The organism is Candidatus Brocadia sp. (assembly GCA_021646415.1).
In the GTDB taxonomy this organism is placed as follows: domain Bacteria; phylum Planctomycetota; class Brocadiia; order Brocadiales; family Brocadiaceae; genus Brocadia.
This window is the reverse complement of record SOEU01000017.1, coordinates 52,169-69,746: the sequence shown is the minus strand read 5'-3', so window position 1 is coordinate 69,746 and position 17,578 is coordinate 52,169. Positions and strand designations below refer to the sequence as shown.

Genomic DNA, 17,578 nt, shown 5'->3' with positions numbered 1-17,578 from the left:
TGTGATATCGATAGTCACTTATCATATTATTTCAGCTTGAAACAACTCGCTTTTGAAAAATAGTGCCTGCTAGGGTTTCTTTTTCAAACTTTTTTGTCAAAGAACAGTTTCATTTGGCACAGTCTGAAAATTTGTCCGTGCTTAATGTAATGTAAAGAAATTTCAACGCTGTGGTTGTAGAGCGGCGAGACTCGCAGCTTTACATTGAGAAAGCAGGATGCCTAATTTAATAGTAAAGAAATTCAAGGTTATGCGGTAGGAGTCAACTCCTGTTTGCGATTTCTGAAGCTATTTGAGATATTAGTGCGCCTTTTATGAAGGAGCTTTGAAGCATGGGCGATTGGGAAGGGACTGTAATTTATACAATATCTTTTCTTGTATCTTTGGTTTTGTTTGCTGGTTTTTCAACCGTTTATGGACAGGAAGGCGGAGAAATTAACGCAAAAGATTTATTTAATTACCACTGTGCCACCTGCCATGGAACGGATGGAAAAGGGACTAAAAGGGGACGTGAGTTGAAGGTCCCAAACCTTGCGGACGCTGATTGGCAAGCTACAAAAACAGATGAGGAGATACTTAATTCCATTATAAACGGTAAAAACAAAATGCCCCGGTGGAATGATAAAATAAAACCTGAGGAGATACAAACCTTAGCCAAATACGTCCGGGAACTTGCCCCTAAAAAGAATTTACAAAAGCAGGCTTTCTAATATAAAGGTAATCTTTACAAAGAAGAATCCTAAATATTATGAAGAAAATCGGCATCTTGACAGGTGGAGGCGATTGTCCGGGACTGAATGCCGTCATTCGTGCCATTGTGAAATCGGCCACCTTGAAATATAACTGCGAAGTGATCGGGATTGAGGATGGTTTTGACGGACTCGTTTTACCCGGTAAGACACGGGGATTAACACCATGGAACATTCGGGGTATCCTCCCCATTGGTGGGACAATCCTGGGTACAACTAACCGGGCGAATCCCTTTGAATACAAAGTAACAAAAAACGGGAAACATGAGGTGAGAGATGTCTCGAACGAAGTAATAAAAAACATTCAATCACTGGGTTTAGATGCCCTGATTGTCATCGGCGGCGATGGTTCTCTCAACATTGCCTACGAGTTATTCAAGATGGGCTGTCCGGTTGTCGGTGTTCCAAAGACCATTGACAATGATATCCTGGCAACAGATATTACCTTTGGATTTAATACCGCTGTGCAAACAGCTACAGAGGCGCTGGATCGGCTACACACCACAGCGGAAAGTCATCACCGGATTATGGTCGTTGAGGTAATGGGCCGATATGTGGGATGGATAGCCTTACAAACCGGGATTGGAGGTGGTGCGGACGTAATCCTCATCCCCGAAATTCCCTTTGATATCGAGAAAGTATGCCATAAAATTATTGACCGCAAAAACAGCGGCAATAGATCAAGCATTGTGGTGGTAGCTGAAGGCGCAAAACCCATAGGGGGCAATGTTTCAGTACTGTACGCTGCAGAGGAGGGTGGCAGCGCTGAACGTCTTGGTGGAATTGGAAATAGAGTCGGGGCTAATCTGAAGGGCACCGGAATGGAGGTGCGCGTCACTGTCCTGGGACACTTGCAAAGGGGCGGTTCTCCCTGCGCCTTTGACCGTATTCTTTCAACCCGGTTTGGTGTAGCAGTGGCAGACCTGGCGGCCAGAAAACGTTTTGGTGAGATGGTTTGTCTCAGGGGACAAAGGATCGAATCGGTTTCCTTAAGCGAGGTCGTAAAAGGCCAGAAAAGCGTACCAACCGAAGACGGATTGGTAAAAACGGCAGAATCCATAGGAATTAGCTTCGGCCGATAAAGTTGATGCAATTAGTTCTTAACAAACCCCAATTATGAACGTCAGAAAGGAATCATTTTGAATACAAAATATACTATCATCGGTAAAGGGGTTGAGGAAACGCAAAAGGTAGATATGAGTAAGTTTAAAGAAAAGATATTGGAAACAGATTTTGATATTAAAAGTATAGTGAGAAAAGCCGGGTAGAAGTTTTGAAGAAAAGTAAGACGAGGAAATATTGCGCAAAAAATACTTAAACAACCTCAGAGAAATAAGGGAGAGATAATAATCCGCGCAGATAATCTAAACGAAAGATTTATTGTCAGTGGCAGAATGGATTTGTGGGTGCGCATGGAAATGAAGTGATACGGAGCGGAATGGGGTTTCCATGCGCCGAACAAGAAAGGATGTAAAAGTATGAAAAAGATCGAATTTGTGGTAGCAATATTTGTACCTCTGTTTTTTATAACTTCTTGTGGCAAGAAGGCTCCTGAAAAAGTAGAAACCCAGGTGTCGCCAGAGGATGTCAAACGCAAAACAGGGGAAGCTCTTGAAACTACAAAAAATTACCTAGCAAAACAAAAAGAGAAATACCAGAATGATGCTGAATCAACATTGAACAACCTCAACGATAAGATAAAAGACTTACAGTCAAAGGCCGAGCAAGCGGGGGCAGATGCCAAGGCCAAGTATAATGAGATAATTGAAGGATTACGAAAGAAGCAAGAAGAAGCACAAAATAAATTAAATGATCTCAAATCGAAAAGTGCTGAAACCTGGGAGGATGCTAAATCCGGAATGGATGCTGCCCTAGAAAATTTGAAGAATTCTTATAACGATGCTGTTTCTCATTTCAAATAATCTTCGTATAGGTAATTTGCAATCTTATTTTGTATATTTTAACGGATCTTGTAGAACAAAAGAAACAAGCATTCACAAGTTTTGCAAAAATTAAAATTTAGGCGGTAATTTACTACGTCAAAGCCATCAGGACAAGGAGAGGCTTCCAGCCGCCTGGATTTACCTGGAAGTAATATAAAGAGGGCTTGGTAAAATCGTAGTTCATGAGTTGGGAAAAATCCCGGCAGACTCCTATTATATTGTCTTGTCTGGATCCGGGGGAAAGGAACGAGATGTAAAAATCCCCCCATGTTAAGGGGATTATCTTGATACACCCAAGAAAGGAGATAGAAATGATAAAATTTGGCAAGAGTGTTATGGCAGCGTTAGCAATAAGCGCACTGATTGGAGGGTTCACCGGCTGCCAGAAAAAAGAAGGTTCGGTGGAGCGCGCCGGCAAGGAAGTCGAGGAGGCTGCAGAAAAAGCCGGGCAGCAGATCGAAAAGGCTGGTGAGAAAATCCAGGAAGCGGCAGAAGACGTCGCAAAATAATAGCTCCGGCGAAGCGCGCAGATTGAAGCTGGCCTATAACGGCCTATCGGTCTAACCTGCTTCGTGTGCGACTTCAGTGAACTAACAAGGATTCTTACGCTCAACGGCCAAGACGACCCGAATATGGAGCTTGTGTATATCGTATATCGAGGTTAAGTTAAACGGCAATGGTAGTATGACGTTAAAATGGAAGACGGCTGCAGAGACTAATAATGCGGGATTCAACATCTACCGTTTGGACAATTGAAGACGTGAGGTTATATAGTTAAGGGGCTGAGAAGTTGGGAATGTATGTTTTAAATCCCAGCTTCTCACCTTTCATTATTTTCATGAAAATAATGAGCAGTATAAGTAACATTTGTGAGCGCTTCTAAATAGGAATTTTCTCGAATATTATCACGGTTAAAGTCTGTAGATCAAACAGTAATAACGAAAAAAGTAGATAAATATGAATTTTTTGGGATTGAAACCAATGATAAATTCTCTATTAGCGTTTAGTCTATTAGGTATTGGTATTATTAATACTATATTCATTCTCTTTGTGATCGGACAAATTACCCCCTCCAGGTATCCAAAATTTTTCCAGTGGGCGCATCGCATAGGGGGATACATTTTTTTTGCCCTCTATTTATTTATCGGCGTCGTAATGTTTCAGAAACTCGAAGAATTTAATGTGTTGCCTCCAAAGGCAGTCATCCATTCCTATATTGGAATCACTATTTTCCCGCTGATTATTGTCAAGATATGTATCGCAAGGTTCTATAGAAAGTTTTATAAAAGACTGCCCATTTACGGAATGATCCTTATAATTGCCGTTTATTTGCAGATACCCTTGTATGCCGGATTATATACGATTTCTGCAATAAAAAGCCAATATGTCATCCTTCAGGAAAATGGAAGGTTTGTAAAGGTCAATGTAAACATAGGCCGGAAGGTCGTCCAGCAAAGATGTGCTACCTGCCATTCTCTGGAGAGGGTCTATGCACATGTCAAGACGGAGCCTGACTGGAGAGATTACGTTTCACGCATGCGTGCAAAAGATCCGGCAGTTATGACCAACCAGGAAGCATTGGAGGCGCTGGGGTATTTAGTCAAACACTTGGGGATCGATGAGATGCAAATGGATATACAAATAGGCATGAAGATTATTCTGGAAAAGTGTCATAAGTGTCATACCCTTGAACGTGTATTTACCTCAAAAAAGACACGGGCGGAATGGACACAAACCATCGAACTGATGAGGTCTTACGATCCTAATTTATTAAATGATTCCGAGGCGCGTCAGGTTAATTACTATCTTGGCAAAATTCTTGCTATGCAGGAAATTGGACAAAACGAACTGGATCCGTATCAGATAACCCAAATTTCGAATTTGCTCATAAGATAAGGGTTAGAATGGAGAAATATGTGTGTCGAATTATTTAGCCTTCGGGATAAGGTCGCATTGGTCACAGGTGCCGGTAAAGGACTGGGCAAGTCGATGGCCGTGGCGCTCTCTGAATCTGGCGCTCACGTTGCAGTGGTCAGCCGCACACAGTCTGATGTCGAAGATACGGCCAAAGAGATTCAGGAAAATGGGGTAAAATCGATCCCCATAGTAGCGGATGTTACACGGCAGGAAGAGGTAATAATGATGGCAGAAAAGGTTTTAAGTGAATTGGAAACCATAGACATCCTCGTTAATAACGTAGGTACCTATTTTTTTGGCCATTGCCTTGAATTTTCCCTGGTAGACTGGCATAAGATGCTGGAAACCAATCTGACCAGCACCTTTTTGTGCTTAAAAACCGTGGGTAAACACATGGCCGAAAAACAACAGGGAAAAATTATTAATATCAGTTCTGCCCTGGGAGTATTTGGAACTGGTGGCTCCGCTGCCTATTGCGCCAGTAAGGGAGGTGTAATCCAATTAACAAGGGCACTGGCCGTTGAATGGGCAAAATACAACATTACAGTAAATTCTATTGCCCCCTATTCCATGGAAACGGAGATGACTAAAACCATGCTGGAAGATGAAAAGATTAAAAAGGCTATCATTTCGAAGATACCTTTGAAGCGGATTGGCAAACCCGCGGACCTTTCCGGCGTGGTCGTATTCCTGGCATCAAAGGCATCCGATTATATTACAGGGCAGGTCATATTTGTGGACGGTGGTTTTTCTGCTCAATAGCGAATTTAAATTTATCTGTTTTTACAGGAGGTTGTCAATTATATGAATATAATAACCGTTACAAATTTTATTTTTGGATGTGCAGTTGCTTTATTTGTGGCGCAGTCTGCCCAGGGCAGTGACGTCCCCCAGTTTCCTGCTGGTAACATTAATCCACCTGCAACATCCGCACAACCATCAGGTGTCTCCGTACGTGCGTTCCCCCCTATTGGTCCCCTTCCTCCGGTAACAGTTCCAGCGGATAACCCACAAACAGAGGCGAAGATTGAGCTGGGTAAGAAGCTCTATTTTGATCCCCGCCTTTCAGGAAATAACTGGATTAGTTGTGCTACCTGTCACAATCCAACTCTGGGATTTACCGATGGGTTACCCAGGATGCTGGGTGGACCAACCTCCCAAGAGGGAGGCAGAAATTCTCCCACGATAATTAATTGTGCCTATAATGAATTCCAGTTCTGGGATGGCCGTGCCGCTACTCTGGAAGAACAGGCACTGGGCCCCATCCAAAACCCTAACGAGATGGTTGAAACTTTGGATAATGTTGTAAGAAAGTTGAGTGGAATTCCCGGTTACGTCAAGGCCTTTAAAGAGGTCTTTGGGACAGGGGTAACCGCTGACGGCATAGCAAAGGCCATTGCTGCGTTTGAACGTACCATTGTGTTTGCAAATTCACCTTTTGACAGATATATGCAAGGAGACGTGAATGCCATGAGTGAATCGGCCAGGCGAGGTATGGAGTTGTTTATCGGTAAGGCAGAGTGTATCGAATGCCATAATGGCCCGAATTTTACTGATAATAAATTTCACAATATTGGTGTACCAGCAGATGGCCCACTCAAAGAAGATTTAGGACGGTATAACGTCACTAAGAATGAGGCTGACAAAGGGGCATTCAAAACGCCCACATTGAGGAATATTACGGAAACAGGACCCTATATGCATAATGGATACTTCCCCACGCTGTTTGAGGTAGTACAGTTTTACAATGGAGGTGGATGTGAGAGTAAGGGCAGCCCCGATATTCACGCCTTAAATTTGACCGGGCAGGAGGTTAACGACCTGATTGAATTCATGAAGGCATTAACCGGAGAATTGGTTCAGATTACATATAATGCCACCCCTCTTGTTTATCCAAATTTACCAAAGGGATTTTGACTTATGGATATCATTTTAAGATCATTCATCAATCGCCTGGAATCTTTACCGGACAAACCATCTCTGGACATGCTTAAAAAATGTGTGATGGAAACAGACGGGAGGCAATTACCAATTGAGGAGTACATCAGTTTTTCAGACCAGGAATATAAAAGAAACATCGTTCATGTCAGCAGTAAGTGTGAGGTCGCAGTTCTGTGCTTTAAAAAAGGGCAGACTACGCCAATTCACGACCATGGCGGTTCCATTGGCGTTACGGTCATCCGGCAGGGTACCATGACAGAGGAGTTGTTCAACGTGCAGCCTGCCAGGATGATTGTTCCCACCTTTACCCGCAGATTTCATATGGGTGAGTTGTCTTATGTAAACCTCACAACTATCCATCGTGTATCAAATGCTCATACGGGGGGATTGGTCACTATCAATATCTATTTTCCCCCTTTAACACTGATGAATTTTTATAATATGGAAAATACCAACACAGAAAAATGGGTTGCAGATTATTCCGTTAAGAAACAGGAATGAAGATTTTTCTTTTTGCATTCGAATTTGTATTCCCTCTCTATTTCAACTATTTCTGCATAAAACAAAATATGCGCTGAATTTTTGTCCTAACGCGGAAGGCAGGATAGTATGCCGGAAAAGACAATAATACATAGTGCATGGCAAACGGCACTGGCACAACTCGACAATGTATCGAAACGGATGATGCTTCCAGAGGACATCTATCAGACACTGAGAAATTTTGATCGTATACTGACTGTTTCTGTTCCCCTACGCATGGACGATGGTTTTATGCGGATATTCACCGGATTTCGGGTACAGCACAATGCGTCACGGGGCCCTTATAAGGGTGGCGTGCGATACCATTCCGAACTTACCCTCGATGACCTTAAAGCGCTGGCAATGGAAATGACATGGAAGTGCTCTCTGGCGGGAGTACCATTCGGAGGCGCCAAAGGCGGCATTATCTGCAATCCGAAAACCTTTTCAAAAAGCGAGTTGGAAAGGCTTACACGTCGCTATACCTACGCCATCATGCCCATCATTGGTATCGAAAAGGATATCCCAGCTCCCGATGTAAACACCAATGAACAAATCATGGCATGGATGATGGATACGTACAGCATGAATAACGGTTATTGTACACCGGGGATTGTGACGGGTAAACCTGTGAATGTCGGTGGCTCTCTGGGAAGAACAGATGCAACAGGTCTTGGTATAGTCTTCACCATTACCAACGCCATGAAACAGAAAAAGACGAACCTGAAAGGTATTAAGGTAGTAATTCAGGGATATGGGAATGTGGGATCGTCCGTTGGAAAATTCCTCAGTGAAATGGGTTGCAAGATTGTCGCTGTGAGTAGTTCAAGAGGGGGTATCTATAATCCAAAGGGGCTAAGCCATGATGCACTGATAAAATATTATACAGAACGTGGGTCATTTGAAAATTTCCCACATGCAGAAAGCATAACGAACTCGTCTCTCCTGGAATTACCCTGTGACGTGCTGGTGCCAGCGGCAATGGGAAATCAAATCACAAAGAAGAATGCGGATAAAATAAAAGCAAAGATCATTGTTGAGGGCGCCAACGGACCTACAACAATGGAGGCAGATCAGATATTGGCTGAACGCAAAATACCGGTAATTCCTGATATCCTGGCTAATGCGGGAGGTGTGATTGTATCTTACTTCGAGTGGGTTCAAGACGTACAATGTTATTTCTGGTGTGAGCATGAGGTAAATACAAGGCTGAAAAATCTCATGGACCGCTCCTACGATGAAGTCCTGCTCCTTTCTCAGGGAAAACGTATTACCTTACGTACCGCGGCCATGATATTAGCCGTCCAGAAGGTAGCAGACGCAATGCTGGTACGGGGTATGTATCCATGAAACAAAAATGCAAAAAATTTGATTTGAAGTTTTCTAGTGAAAAACATGTTCATCCTGATTCGTCCAGATTTGGAGAATAACACGAAATGAAATATGAACATTTTAATGATGCTGAGGCGCTGAAGATTGCAATAAACATCGAGGAAGAAGGTTTAGAATTTTATTCTATCCTCGCAAAAAACACCAAAGATATCAGTGTAAAAGAGGTATTTTCCAAACTCGCCTCTGATGAAAAGGAACATCTTGCCCGCTTTCAAAAGGCATATCTTGAAATAACCTCTTCTGCAAGTCCTGCACAGGGTAGCGAGGATTACACAGCAGACCTGTATATAAAATATTTGATCGACACAGGCATCTTTACTCAAAAAGGAGAAGCCGGGAGGCTTGCTGCGGAAATGAAAACGGATATCGATGCTTTGAAAATTGGAATCCAGGCAGAGAAGGACTCTATTCTTTATTACACTGAAGCCGCAAAAAATACCAGATTCGATACCGGTAAAAGGGCATTTGAACAACTGGCAACCGAAGAAAAAAAACATTTAAAATTACTCGCAGAACAAATGAAAGAGCGAAAGAAGACAACCGTATAACATTGCACTACTCCTGTAGCACTGTGATCCAGGACGAAAAATGATTTCCACAGACTTCAGAACCCTGATAGAAAATTTTGGAAGTGTAACCCCGGATATTTTGAAAACCATTGGCTGGACACCCATAGTAAAATTAAACAAGGTATCGGGGAAAATAAACTCAAGCATCTTTGCGAAGTTGGAATTCCTCAATCCTGCCGGAAGTGTAAAAGACAGGATGGCTCTGTTTATTATTGAGGATGCTGAGAGGAAGGGTCTTTTAAGAACCGGTGGTGTCATTGTGGAAAACTCATCTGGCAATACGGGTGCTGCCCTTGCAATGATTGCAGCAGTTAAAGGTTACAAATGCATCATCACCATGCCTGACAAAATGAGCGACGAGAAAAAGAATCTGATGAAGGCATTTGGCGCAAGAGTTGTTGTAACGCCAACAGATGTTCCCCCGGATTCTCCTGAAAGTTATTACAGTGTTGCCAGAAGAATAGCAAGGGAAACCCCAAACTCATACTATCCGGATCAGTATAACAATCCCAGGAATATTGATTCTCATTACTATACCACCGGGCCAGAGATATGGAAACAGACAGACGGAAATATCGATTATTTTGTGGCTGGAATAGGCACGGGTGGTACCTTGAGCGGGGCTGGAAAATATCTCAAAGAAAAGAATCCTGCGATAAAGACCATTGCGGTTGACCCGGAAGGCTCAGTTTTTTACGATTATTTCAAGACGGGGAGACTCGTAAAACCACACGTCTACAAGGTGGAGGGAATCGGGGAGGATTACCTGGTAAAGGCTGTCGATTTTAGCCTTATCGATGACATTATCCAGGTTCATGACAAGGAATCATTTTTGATGGCGAGGAGGCTGGCAAGCGAGGAGGGAATCTTTGCCGGGGGATCGAGCGGCAGCGCTGTATGGGCAGCCATTGAGATTGCCAGGGGAATGAAAGAAAACAAACGTATCGTTGTAATCCTTCCGGATTCCGGAGACAGATACCTGAGTAAGATCTATAATGACGAATGGATGAAGGCCAACGGCTTTTTGGAATGATTTCGTGAACTGCTATGTCGCACCAAAAGACCTTTTTCTCTCTTATTTGCCAACTTGTTATTAACCACATCTTTATTTCGTAGATAGGAAGAAATAATCCCCTCCTTCGTAAGGGGGATAAAATGGAGATAAGGAAAAAATGATCAATGGCTATCGTTCGCAATAATTATTTGAAATGAATGAGGTATATATGGAATACAGATTTGAAACAAGGGCCATTCATGCCGGCTGTGAGCCTGATTCAGGGACAGGTGCTATTATGACACCCATATTTCAAACAAGCACGTATGTTCAGGAATCTCCTGGTAAACACAAAGGATACGACTACTCAAGAACGCACAATCCTACCAGAACGGCTCTTGAAAAAAATATTGCCTCTCTTGAGGAAGGAAATTACGGGCTTGTCTTTTCGTCCGGGATGTCCGCCATTTCAACAGTTACCCAATTATTTAATAGCGGTGATCATATTATCTGCTGTGATGATGTTTATGGAGGAACGTTCAGATTATTTGACAAGGTGCTGAAGAGATACAAGCTTGAATTTGATTTTGCTGATTTAACCAACCCCCAATCTTTGGAAAGATACATAAGAGACAACACAAAGCTTGTGTGGCTTGAAAGTCCTTCAAATCCACTTTTAAAACTCGTAGATATTGAAGCAATTGTTCGTACTGCCAAAAAGAAAAATATATTCGTTGTTGTTGATAATACCTTTGCAACTCCTTTCTTCCAAAAGCCTCTGGAACTTGGGGCAGACATAGTTATGCATAGCACCACGAAGTACCTGAACGGCCACAGCGATGTTATTGGGGGTGCCCTTGTAACGAATAACCGGGAATTATACGACAGGCTCCAGTTTGTTCAAAATGCAGTGGGCGCGGTACCGGGTCCTCTAGACTGCTTCCTGGTCCTCCGCGGAATTAAAACCCTTGCTGTCAGGATGGAAAGACATGCGGAAAATGCGATGAAGATCGCACAATTTTTAGAAACTCATCCCAAAGTAAGAAGAGTTGTTTATCCAGGGCTTAAATCACATCCACAGCACGGACTTGCAAGGAAACAAATGGCCGGTTTTGGCGGGATAATAACTTTTTTTATAAAGGGGGGACTGGAAGAGGCGCGGAGATTTCTCGAAAGGGTAAAGATATTCTCGCTGGCAGAGAGTCTTGGTGGTGTCGAGTCTCTTATAGAACATCCTGCAATAATGACGCATGCATCTCTCCCAAAAGAAGTCAGGGAGAAATTAGGGATTTCTGACGAACTTATCAGAATCTCTGTAGGAATTGAAAATGTTGGTGATTTAATGGACGGCCTTGTGCAGGCTTTATCGTAATACTCAATCATTAATAAGGATAGACGAAAGGGAGGTAAGATATGAGACAAGAAGTACTGAAATACGGAAGAGTGCCATTGGTAATGCTTATTGTGATGTCCTTTGCTTCCGGTGTGTCCTACTCACAGGAAAAGAAAACGGGAAGGTCTAGCTATTCACCCGTGACCATAACTGAGCCTTTCAAAGAGACGATGAGTATAAAGAAGGCTGCCAAGAGAGGGGTTATGAAGCGTCATATGGACTTGCTTCATGAGCGTTATGACTTAAGCAGCAACTCGGCCAAAGATGTAACAATGTCTCGGGGAAAACCCGTTCAAGCGGGTATACGGGTAAAACTTCCAAAGGAAGTAACCTGGGAAAATCTGGCAGCAATGACACCGGAAGAGATCCGCGAAAAGGACCTTTTCCCGAAAGGGTTTATGCCACTTCCTCATCCCAACCATGTTGAGGGTGGTATGCTTTTCCCTAAATTCCATATTACCGAGATCGAGAAACAAGAAAAGCGAGATCTTGCCCGTTTTGACCTCGATTATGACTTGCCGGACCACTTTCTACCAGAGTTTCCACCACCAATATATTTAACCACACGGCCTGATTTAGGCGATGTCTCTCAGGGTAATCTGGTAACCATTGACAACTATTACGAATTGTTCACCGGGATACTGAATCCCAAACAGCTTGAAGGCTTAAGGCTGCTGGTAACGCCGTTTCCACAGCAGCAATTTAACCAGACGGAAGACCGCCGCTCGGAAAAACCGGGCCGGGGAGTTGCCTGCTTTGACTGCCACGTGAATGGACATACCAATGCTGCAACCCATCTGGCTGGAGATATTCGCCCACAGGAATTCCGCCATCGCCTTGATACCCCTTCTCTCCGCGGGGTGAATATCCAACGGTTGTTTGGCTCTCAACGGGCATTAAAAAGCATTGAAGACTTCACGGAATTCGAACAGCGTGCCGCTTATTTTGACGGTGACCCGGTCATAGCCACAAAAAAGGGTGTTAATATCCTTGAACGCGGAAGCCAGGTGCACTTTATGGCAGAAGTACAGGAGTTATTTGACTTCCCTCCGGCTCCCAAGTTAAACATTTACGGCATGCTGGATCCAAGAAAAGCTACAGAGGCTGAGCTACGGGGGCAGGATATGTTCTTCGGGAAGGCAAAATGTTCCATTTGCCACCCACCTCCGTATTATACCGACAACCTCATGCACAACCTCAAGGCAGAGCGTTTTTTCAAGCCGCAGATGATCAACGGACGTATGGCCAGTGCCGATGGTCCCATTAAGACATTCCCGCTCCGCGGCATCAAAGATTCTCCGCCATACTTGCATGACGGAAGGTTGCTAACCTTGGAAGACACGGTAGAATTCTTTAACATGATCCTTGAACTCAGGCTTGCAAAGCAGGAAAAAGAGGATTTGGTGTCCTTCCTGAGGGCATTATAGTAGTTTGCATCAAAGCAAAAGTACTTTGATTGTATAGAAATTTTCATTTTATTTAAGCGGTTTTTAAGCGAGGAGGCTCTTCGCTCTACATTCAAAAGGCCTCCGAAGTCATAATTTAATAGTAAGGGTGACACTGACAAACTTGATGTTCATTTCAAACTATTATCTCCTCATTCTCGATGGGGAGAGACAGGAGGAGGTGAACAAAAAAGGCTGATCACCCTCACCTGACCCCTCCCATCAAGGGAGGTATTTAGTTGTCAAAGGCACAATGTAACTTTTATTGTGGGAGAATGCAGCTATGCTTAATAGGCGCGAATTTTTAACGATAACTGGTGCAGGAGGGGCTGCACTGTTATTTGGTATTCCGAACCCCTTACATGCATCAACAATAGAAAAGGAGGAAAAAACTATGTCGTACACTGCAAAGGATTATTCGAAGCTTATCGGGATGGAGGGATTCAGCGAGACGCTTTTAAAAAATCACTTCACCCTCTATCAGGGATATGTGACAAACACCAATAAGGTACTCGATACCCTTAGTCAGATGTTGAAAGAAGGGAAGACAGCTGCCCCGGAATTTGCTGAATTAAAGAGGCATCTTGGATGGGAATTTAATGGAATGAGGCTTCATGAATATTATTTTGAAAACCTCGGTGGGAAAGCAGGGATTGACAAAGGGGGAAAACTGGCCAAAAAGATGGCAGAGGCTTTTGGTGATTATACAACATGGGAAAAGGACTTCAGGGCAGTAGGAGCCATGAGAGGAATCGGATGGGCCGTTCTCTATCAGGATAGCTCCACTGGGCAACTCATCAACTTCTGGATAAACGAACACGATGTCTCCCATCCCGCAGGATGCTACCCCATATTAATTATGGATGTATTTGAACATGCGTTTATGCTTGATTATGGGCTCAAGAGGGCTGATTATATCGAGGCGTTCTTTAAAAACATTGATTGGTCAGCCGCCGAAGCAAGGCTGAAATAAGGTAGGTTAACCCTGCCAGGGTTTGAAACCCTGGCAGGGTTGACTCGTGAGTCTTGTGCTTCTGGTTTTGTCTCTTCCGACTCGTTCGGGTCAGAAATTTTGAAGGCAAAAATATCCATGCCTTTGTTTATTCGCCGGGAATCCGAATTTCGATGTAGAGCAAAGTGGTACTTCGCTCTGCACAAGTGAAAATATTGCAGAAAATAACTATTTTGTAATTGGGTGGGTCAGAAATAGTAACCAAGCGAAAGGAGTATACAATGAAAAAAAAAGGATTATTCCTAGTGATGATTTCCATTTTTAGTCTTCTTTACATTAACCAGTCATTTGCCCAACAAGGAATGAAGTGGAAAGGAGGAGGAGGCTGGGGAATGGGTGGGCAGTACAGCAGGATGTATGATCCGAAAACCGTTGAGACCATCAGTGGAGAAGTGGTCAGCGTGGATGTCATTACCCCAATGAAAGGGATGTATCATGGCGTGCATCTGATGGTAAAGACGGACAAAGAAACAATTTCTGTTCATTTAGGACCGGGATGGTACATTGAAAACCAGGACACCAAGATCGAGCCGAAGGATAAGGTTGAGATTACGGGATCAAGGATTACCTTTGAAGGCAAACCTGCCATCATTGCCGCTGAAGTGAAAAAAGGTGAAGAAGTACTGAAGCTCCGGAATGAAAAAGGTTTTCCCTTTTGGAGTGGGTGGCGGAGACGCTAGTTTCATGTTGATGTCAAGAAAATCCAAACCAACTGTAGTGGCAATGCGCACCTTGCCACTACACTATCATAAAATAGGCTGAAGGCCTAATTTCACTGAGTCCCACCCAATTACAAAATAGGTTTTTTTCTTGAACACTTTCAGGAATAAGAATCAGATGGCGCTGGATAAATCAAAAGTTAATCTGGTAATTGACGCCTTAATGTTCCTCTGTGTGATGGCAATGGCAGGGATTGGGCTCCTGATGAAATTTGTCTTATTGCCTGGCAAGGATACATGGGCTGTATACGGCAGAAAAGTAGAATTGTTTCTGTTTGGAATGGACCGCCACCAGTGGGGAACGCTTCATCTCATCATTGCCTTTGCCTTTCTGGGTTTGCTGGTGCTTCATATCCTCCTTCACTGGAAGGTAATATTGTCATTCTACGGCAGATTAATAGGAAGTAAGGTTGCAAGACGTATTATTGCTACGATTATTGTTGTTGTAAGTGTGTTTCTTGTAGCCTTTTCCCTGTTTGTAAAGCCCGAAGTGCAAGAGCCAGAGCGAAAGGGAAGACATCTTCGTGAGAGTCCAGAATACAGAAGATAATAAACAATAAAACATTTAGCTAATATGTTGCAAATATGACATTTGAGTTATCGGAATACTTCACTGATACTTGCAGATTTTCAAAGATTTTTAGTTTATTCTGTCTAGTTTTTGACAATGCCAAGAGCGAACAGAGGAGATAAATCTATGATTCATCTTGATCTCACAAAAGAGGAAAATGACATTCTGATTGGAATTTTGGAAAATGACCTTTCTGACCTTCGTATGGAGATAACGGATACGGACAATATGGATTTCAGAGAGACATTGAAAAACCAGAAGGTAGTTTTACAGAAGACTTTGGAAACATTACGGCAGGCCAAATAGGTGCACCAGATACATAACGTTACCAGAGCCATAAAGAGGAGCGGGGTAATACATATGCAGAAAAAGACGGTTCTTACGTCAGCTTGGCTAGAGTATGGTTAAGCCGTGTAGCAAAAGCACACGGCCTTCGAGATTTCTATCTAAGAATATTTAGTACCTTGCAAAAAATATTTTGATATTTTCAGCAAAAATATTTTTGTAGTGGCAAGGCGCGCCTTGCCACTACGGTCTTTTCCGATTCATTCGGATCAGGGCATACAATTTTACTTGAAACCCGATTCATATTTTGCTATTATCCCGTATCAAATTTTGAAAATTTCTTCCATATCCCAGGGTATATAGATATGAAAACAGTAAAAACTTACATTAAAGTACAATAAAAGGGGGGGGATGTTATGTCTAGTTGTAACACGAAAGCAAAGGCAATTATGGTGGTATTGGTAGGTCTTTTCGGACTACTGTGTGTTGGTTTTGCAGTATCGGTTACTGAAAAGTACAGATTGCAGAAGGAGCGAGTCCATGGACTTGAAAGACAGCTTGGTGCCGGGCGTAAGGAGGTTTTGAAAGTTCCTGAGCTTATGGAAAACCTCGATAAGGTAGAAGCTGCAAAGAAAGAAGTAGAGGATAAATTTACTGCCTGTGCTACAGAAAAGGATGATTTGACAGCAAAGGTGGCTGAATTGCAGAAAGAGGTAGATACCTTTGGCGCTATCAAAGCGGCAGTAGGTGTTCAGATTAGCGGCTTACAAGCCACAATACAGGAACAGCAGGGCAAGGTTGGCGAATTAGAAGGTGAAAGAAATACATTAGCAGAACGAATTGCTTCACTTGAAGAAGAGAGCAAGGGTATTGCCGAAAAATTTGAATTGCAGATTGCGGACAAGAAGAGGAGTCAGGAAGAACTAAAAAATCAACTCACTTATTATACAGAGGCGAAAAAGGTCGCTGATCAGGAACTTGCTGAAAAGCAAAAGATCATTACGGAACTCCAAAAGGCAAAAGAAGATTTAGAGAAAGAATTAGCAAAAATCAAAGAAGAGGAGCCCTCTGCTGCGCCTGAAAGTTCTTCCACATCAGGAGTTCATTTTCCGCTCATGGAATCTGGAAATGCTACGGCAGAAGAGTTAGATAAAACCTTTGCCTTATTACGAGAAAGGGTTAGTTCTCCTACAATATCTATCTCTGAAGTAAGTATATTACTTTCCAGGATGGAAAAGGCATTAAAAAACCTAAAATAAAAATTTGTGAAATATCATTCTGTTTTCTTTGTCGTTTTTTTGAACTTGTTCAGGGGGAAGAGTAAACCTTCCCCTTTTTCATTTAAGGGGATAGCGCGGCTTTTGTTTTGTTTCCTTTCATAGTAGGTTTCTGGTCCCAAATACGTCCAGTCTTCCATTTCCATTAATTCACCGGTTTTGGTAATCTGAGATATCATACATACTTTGTTGTCAAATCTTTATTTACCGCAAAAAATTCTTGTTTTTATTCTTTTGAAGACATCAAAAAACTTCTTGCCTTACACATTTTTTGATGGTATTATAACGTTTTTGCTGATCGAAAAGCAATGCTGGCGGCTTCGCCAAGTGGACTAAGGCCACGGTTTGCAAAACCGTTATCCTGGGTTCGAATCCCAGAGCCGCCTATTTCCAAATCATTGGGCGAGTGGTGGAATGGCAGACACGAAGGACTTAAAATCCTTTGACCGTTAAAGGTTGTGTGGGTTCGACTCCCACCTCGCCCATATGACGGTTATCGTTTGAATTTAGACGCAATCCGCCACATCATTTGGCAAAACCAATAAATTCAGGGAACTTATTTTATCGGTGACTTGTTATAGAAAACATGGATACCATTAAATTGAAAAAATATCTTATGTTTAAACCTAAAACTGCAATAGATATAGATCCTGAAATTTATGAGGCACTAAAGCAGATCACTGCAAAGAATCCGCGGCTTTCTGTCAACCTTATTATAGATGTTGCATTAGACTACATTTCGAATCTCAAAGAAGAAGACCTCCTGAAGCTTATCACAGAATATTATGGAAGAAAACATACCTCGCCTACTTCTCCGTAGGTAGCTTTTTGTTGATTCTAGCCAAAATTATT

At 42.7% G+C, this 17,578-nt stretch carries 20 protein-coding genes and 2 tRNA genes; 21 read left to right on the top strand and 1 reads right to left on the bottom strand.

Annotation, left to right across the window (positions count from 1 at the left end):
* Positions 1-332 precede the first annotated feature (332 nt).
* From E3K36_13340 to E3K36_13255, 18 genes are all read left to right on the top strand, one after another.
* A complete protein-coding gene (locus E3K36_13340) occupies positions 333-710 on the top strand; it encodes a cytochrome c (protein ID MCF6156194.1) in 378 nt (125 codons plus the stop codon).
* Between the two features lie 38 nt (positions 711-748).
* Positions 749-1,831 carry an ATP-dependent 6-phosphofructokinase gene (locus E3K36_13335; GenBank protein MCF6156193.1) on the top strand — a complete coding sequence of 361 codons (1,083 nt, stop codon included), beginning with the start codon at positions 749-751 and terminating at the stop codon, positions 1,829-1,831.
* 396 nt (positions 1,832-2,227) lie between these two features.
* Positions 2,228-2,671: a hypothetical protein gene (locus E3K36_13330; protein MCF6156192.1), complete on the top strand. Its 444-nt coding sequence runs from the start codon at positions 2,228-2,230 to the stop codon at positions 2,669-2,671.
* 332 nt (positions 2,672-3,003) lie between these two features.
* Positions 3,004-3,201 (top strand): hypothetical protein, encoded by a 198-nt coding sequence (locus E3K36_13325; GenBank protein MCF6156191.1) that lies wholly within the window; start codon positions 3,004-3,006, stop codon positions 3,199-3,201.
* Positions 3,202-3,673: 472 nt separating this feature from the next.
* Positions 3,674-4,588, top strand: coding sequence for a hypothetical protein (locus E3K36_13320; GenBank protein MCF6156190.1), 915 nt, complete (start codon positions 3,674-3,676; stop codon positions 4,586-4,588).
* An 18-nt stretch (positions 4,589-4,606) separates the two neighbouring features.
* Positions 4,607-5,371, top strand: coding sequence for a glucose 1-dehydrogenase (locus tag E3K36_13315; protein ID MCF6156189.1), 765 nt, complete (start codon positions 4,607-4,609; stop codon positions 5,369-5,371).
* A gap of 42 nt (positions 5,372-5,413) precedes the next feature.
* Positions 5,414-6,526 carry a cytochrome-c peroxidase gene (locus E3K36_13310; GenBank protein MCF6156188.1) on the top strand — a complete coding sequence of 371 codons (1,113 nt, stop codon included), beginning with the start codon at positions 5,414-5,416 and terminating at the stop codon, positions 6,524-6,526.
* Positions 6,527-6,529: 3 nt separating this feature from the next.
* Positions 6,530-7,051: a hypothetical protein gene (locus tag E3K36_13305; protein ID MCF6156187.1), complete on the top strand. Its 522-nt coding sequence runs from the start codon at positions 6,530-6,532 to the stop codon at positions 7,049-7,051.
* A gap of 123 nt (positions 7,052-7,174) precedes the next feature.
* Positions 7,175-8,419: a Glu/Leu/Phe/Val dehydrogenase gene (locus E3K36_13300; GenBank protein MCF6156186.1), complete on the top strand. Its 1,245-nt coding sequence runs from the start codon at positions 7,175-7,177 to the stop codon at positions 8,417-8,419.
* Positions 8,420-8,505: 86 nt separating this feature from the next.
* Positions 8,506-9,009, top strand: coding sequence for a hypothetical protein (locus tag E3K36_13295; GenBank protein ID MCF6156185.1), 504 nt, complete (start codon positions 8,506-8,508; stop codon positions 9,007-9,009).
* A 40-nt stretch (positions 9,010-9,049) separates the two neighbouring features.
* The gene (locus tag E3K36_13290) at positions 9,050-10,063 is read left to right on the top strand and encodes a cysteine synthase family protein (protein ID MCF6156184.1); all 1,014 of its coding nucleotides are present in this window, start codon (positions 9,050-9,052) and stop codon (positions 10,061-10,063) included.
* A 190-nt stretch (positions 10,064-10,253) separates the two neighbouring features.
* Positions 10,254-11,396, top strand: coding sequence for a cystathionine gamma-synthase (locus E3K36_13285; GenBank protein MCF6156183.1), 1,143 nt, complete (start codon positions 10,254-10,256; stop codon positions 11,394-11,396).
* An 83-nt stretch (positions 11,397-11,479) separates the two neighbouring features.
* A complete protein-coding gene (locus E3K36_13280; GenBank protein ID MCF6156182.1) occupies positions 11,480-12,844 on the top strand; it encodes a cytochrome B6 in 1,365 nt (454 codons plus the stop codon).
* Positions 12,845-13,145: 301 nt separating this feature from the next.
* On the top strand, positions 13,146-13,835 hold the full coding sequence (locus tag E3K36_13275; protein MCF6156181.1) for a twin-arginine translocation signal domain-containing protein: 690 nt from the start codon (positions 13,146-13,148) through the stop codon (positions 13,833-13,835).
* Between the two features lie 260 nt (positions 13,836-14,095).
* Complete coding sequence (locus E3K36_13270; protein MCF6156180.1) at positions 14,096-14,554, top strand: DNA-binding protein; 459 nt, start codon at positions 14,096-14,098, stop codon at positions 14,552-14,554.
* A 157-nt stretch (positions 14,555-14,711) separates the two neighbouring features.
* Positions 14,712-15,143: a DUF4405 domain-containing protein gene (locus E3K36_13265; GenBank protein ID MCF6156179.1), complete on the top strand. Its 432-nt coding sequence runs from the start codon at positions 14,712-14,714 to the stop codon at positions 15,141-15,143.
* Between the two features lie 147 nt (positions 15,144-15,290).
* Positions 15,291-15,470: a hypothetical protein gene (locus E3K36_13260; GenBank protein MCF6156178.1), complete on the top strand. Its 180-nt coding sequence runs from the start codon at positions 15,291-15,293 to the stop codon at positions 15,468-15,470.
* 395 nt (positions 15,471-15,865) lie between these two features.
* Positions 15,866-16,708: a hypothetical protein gene (locus E3K36_13255; protein ID MCF6156177.1), complete on the top strand. Its 843-nt coding sequence runs from the start codon at positions 15,866-15,868 to the stop codon at positions 16,706-16,708.
* Positions 16,709-16,722: 14 nt separating this feature from the next.
* Here E3K36_13255 and E3K36_13250 read toward each other — a convergent pair whose 3' ends face one another.
* A complete protein-coding gene (locus tag E3K36_13250) occupies positions 16,723-16,905 on the bottom strand; it encodes a hypothetical protein (GenBank protein ID MCF6156176.1) in 183 nt (60 codons plus the stop codon).
* A gap of 134 nt (positions 16,906-17,039) precedes the next feature.
* Between E3K36_13250 and E3K36_13245 the strand changes: the two genes are divergently transcribed.
* The 3 genes from E3K36_13245 to E3K36_13235 all read left to right on the top strand — a co-directional run bounded on the left by E3K36_13245 (position 17,040) and on the right by E3K36_13235 (position 17,546).
* Positions 17,040-17,112: transfer RNA gene (locus tag E3K36_13245), tRNA-Cys, on the top strand.
* A 14-nt stretch (positions 17,113-17,126) separates the two neighbouring features.
* A tRNA-Leu gene (locus tag E3K36_13240) sits at positions 17,127-17,211 on the top strand.
* A 101-nt stretch (positions 17,212-17,312) separates the two neighbouring features.
* Positions 17,313-17,546 (top strand): hypothetical protein, encoded by a 234-nt coding sequence (locus tag E3K36_13235; GenBank protein ID MCF6156175.1) that lies wholly within the window; start codon positions 17,313-17,315, stop codon positions 17,544-17,546.
* Positions 17,547-17,578: the final 32 nt, after the last annotated feature.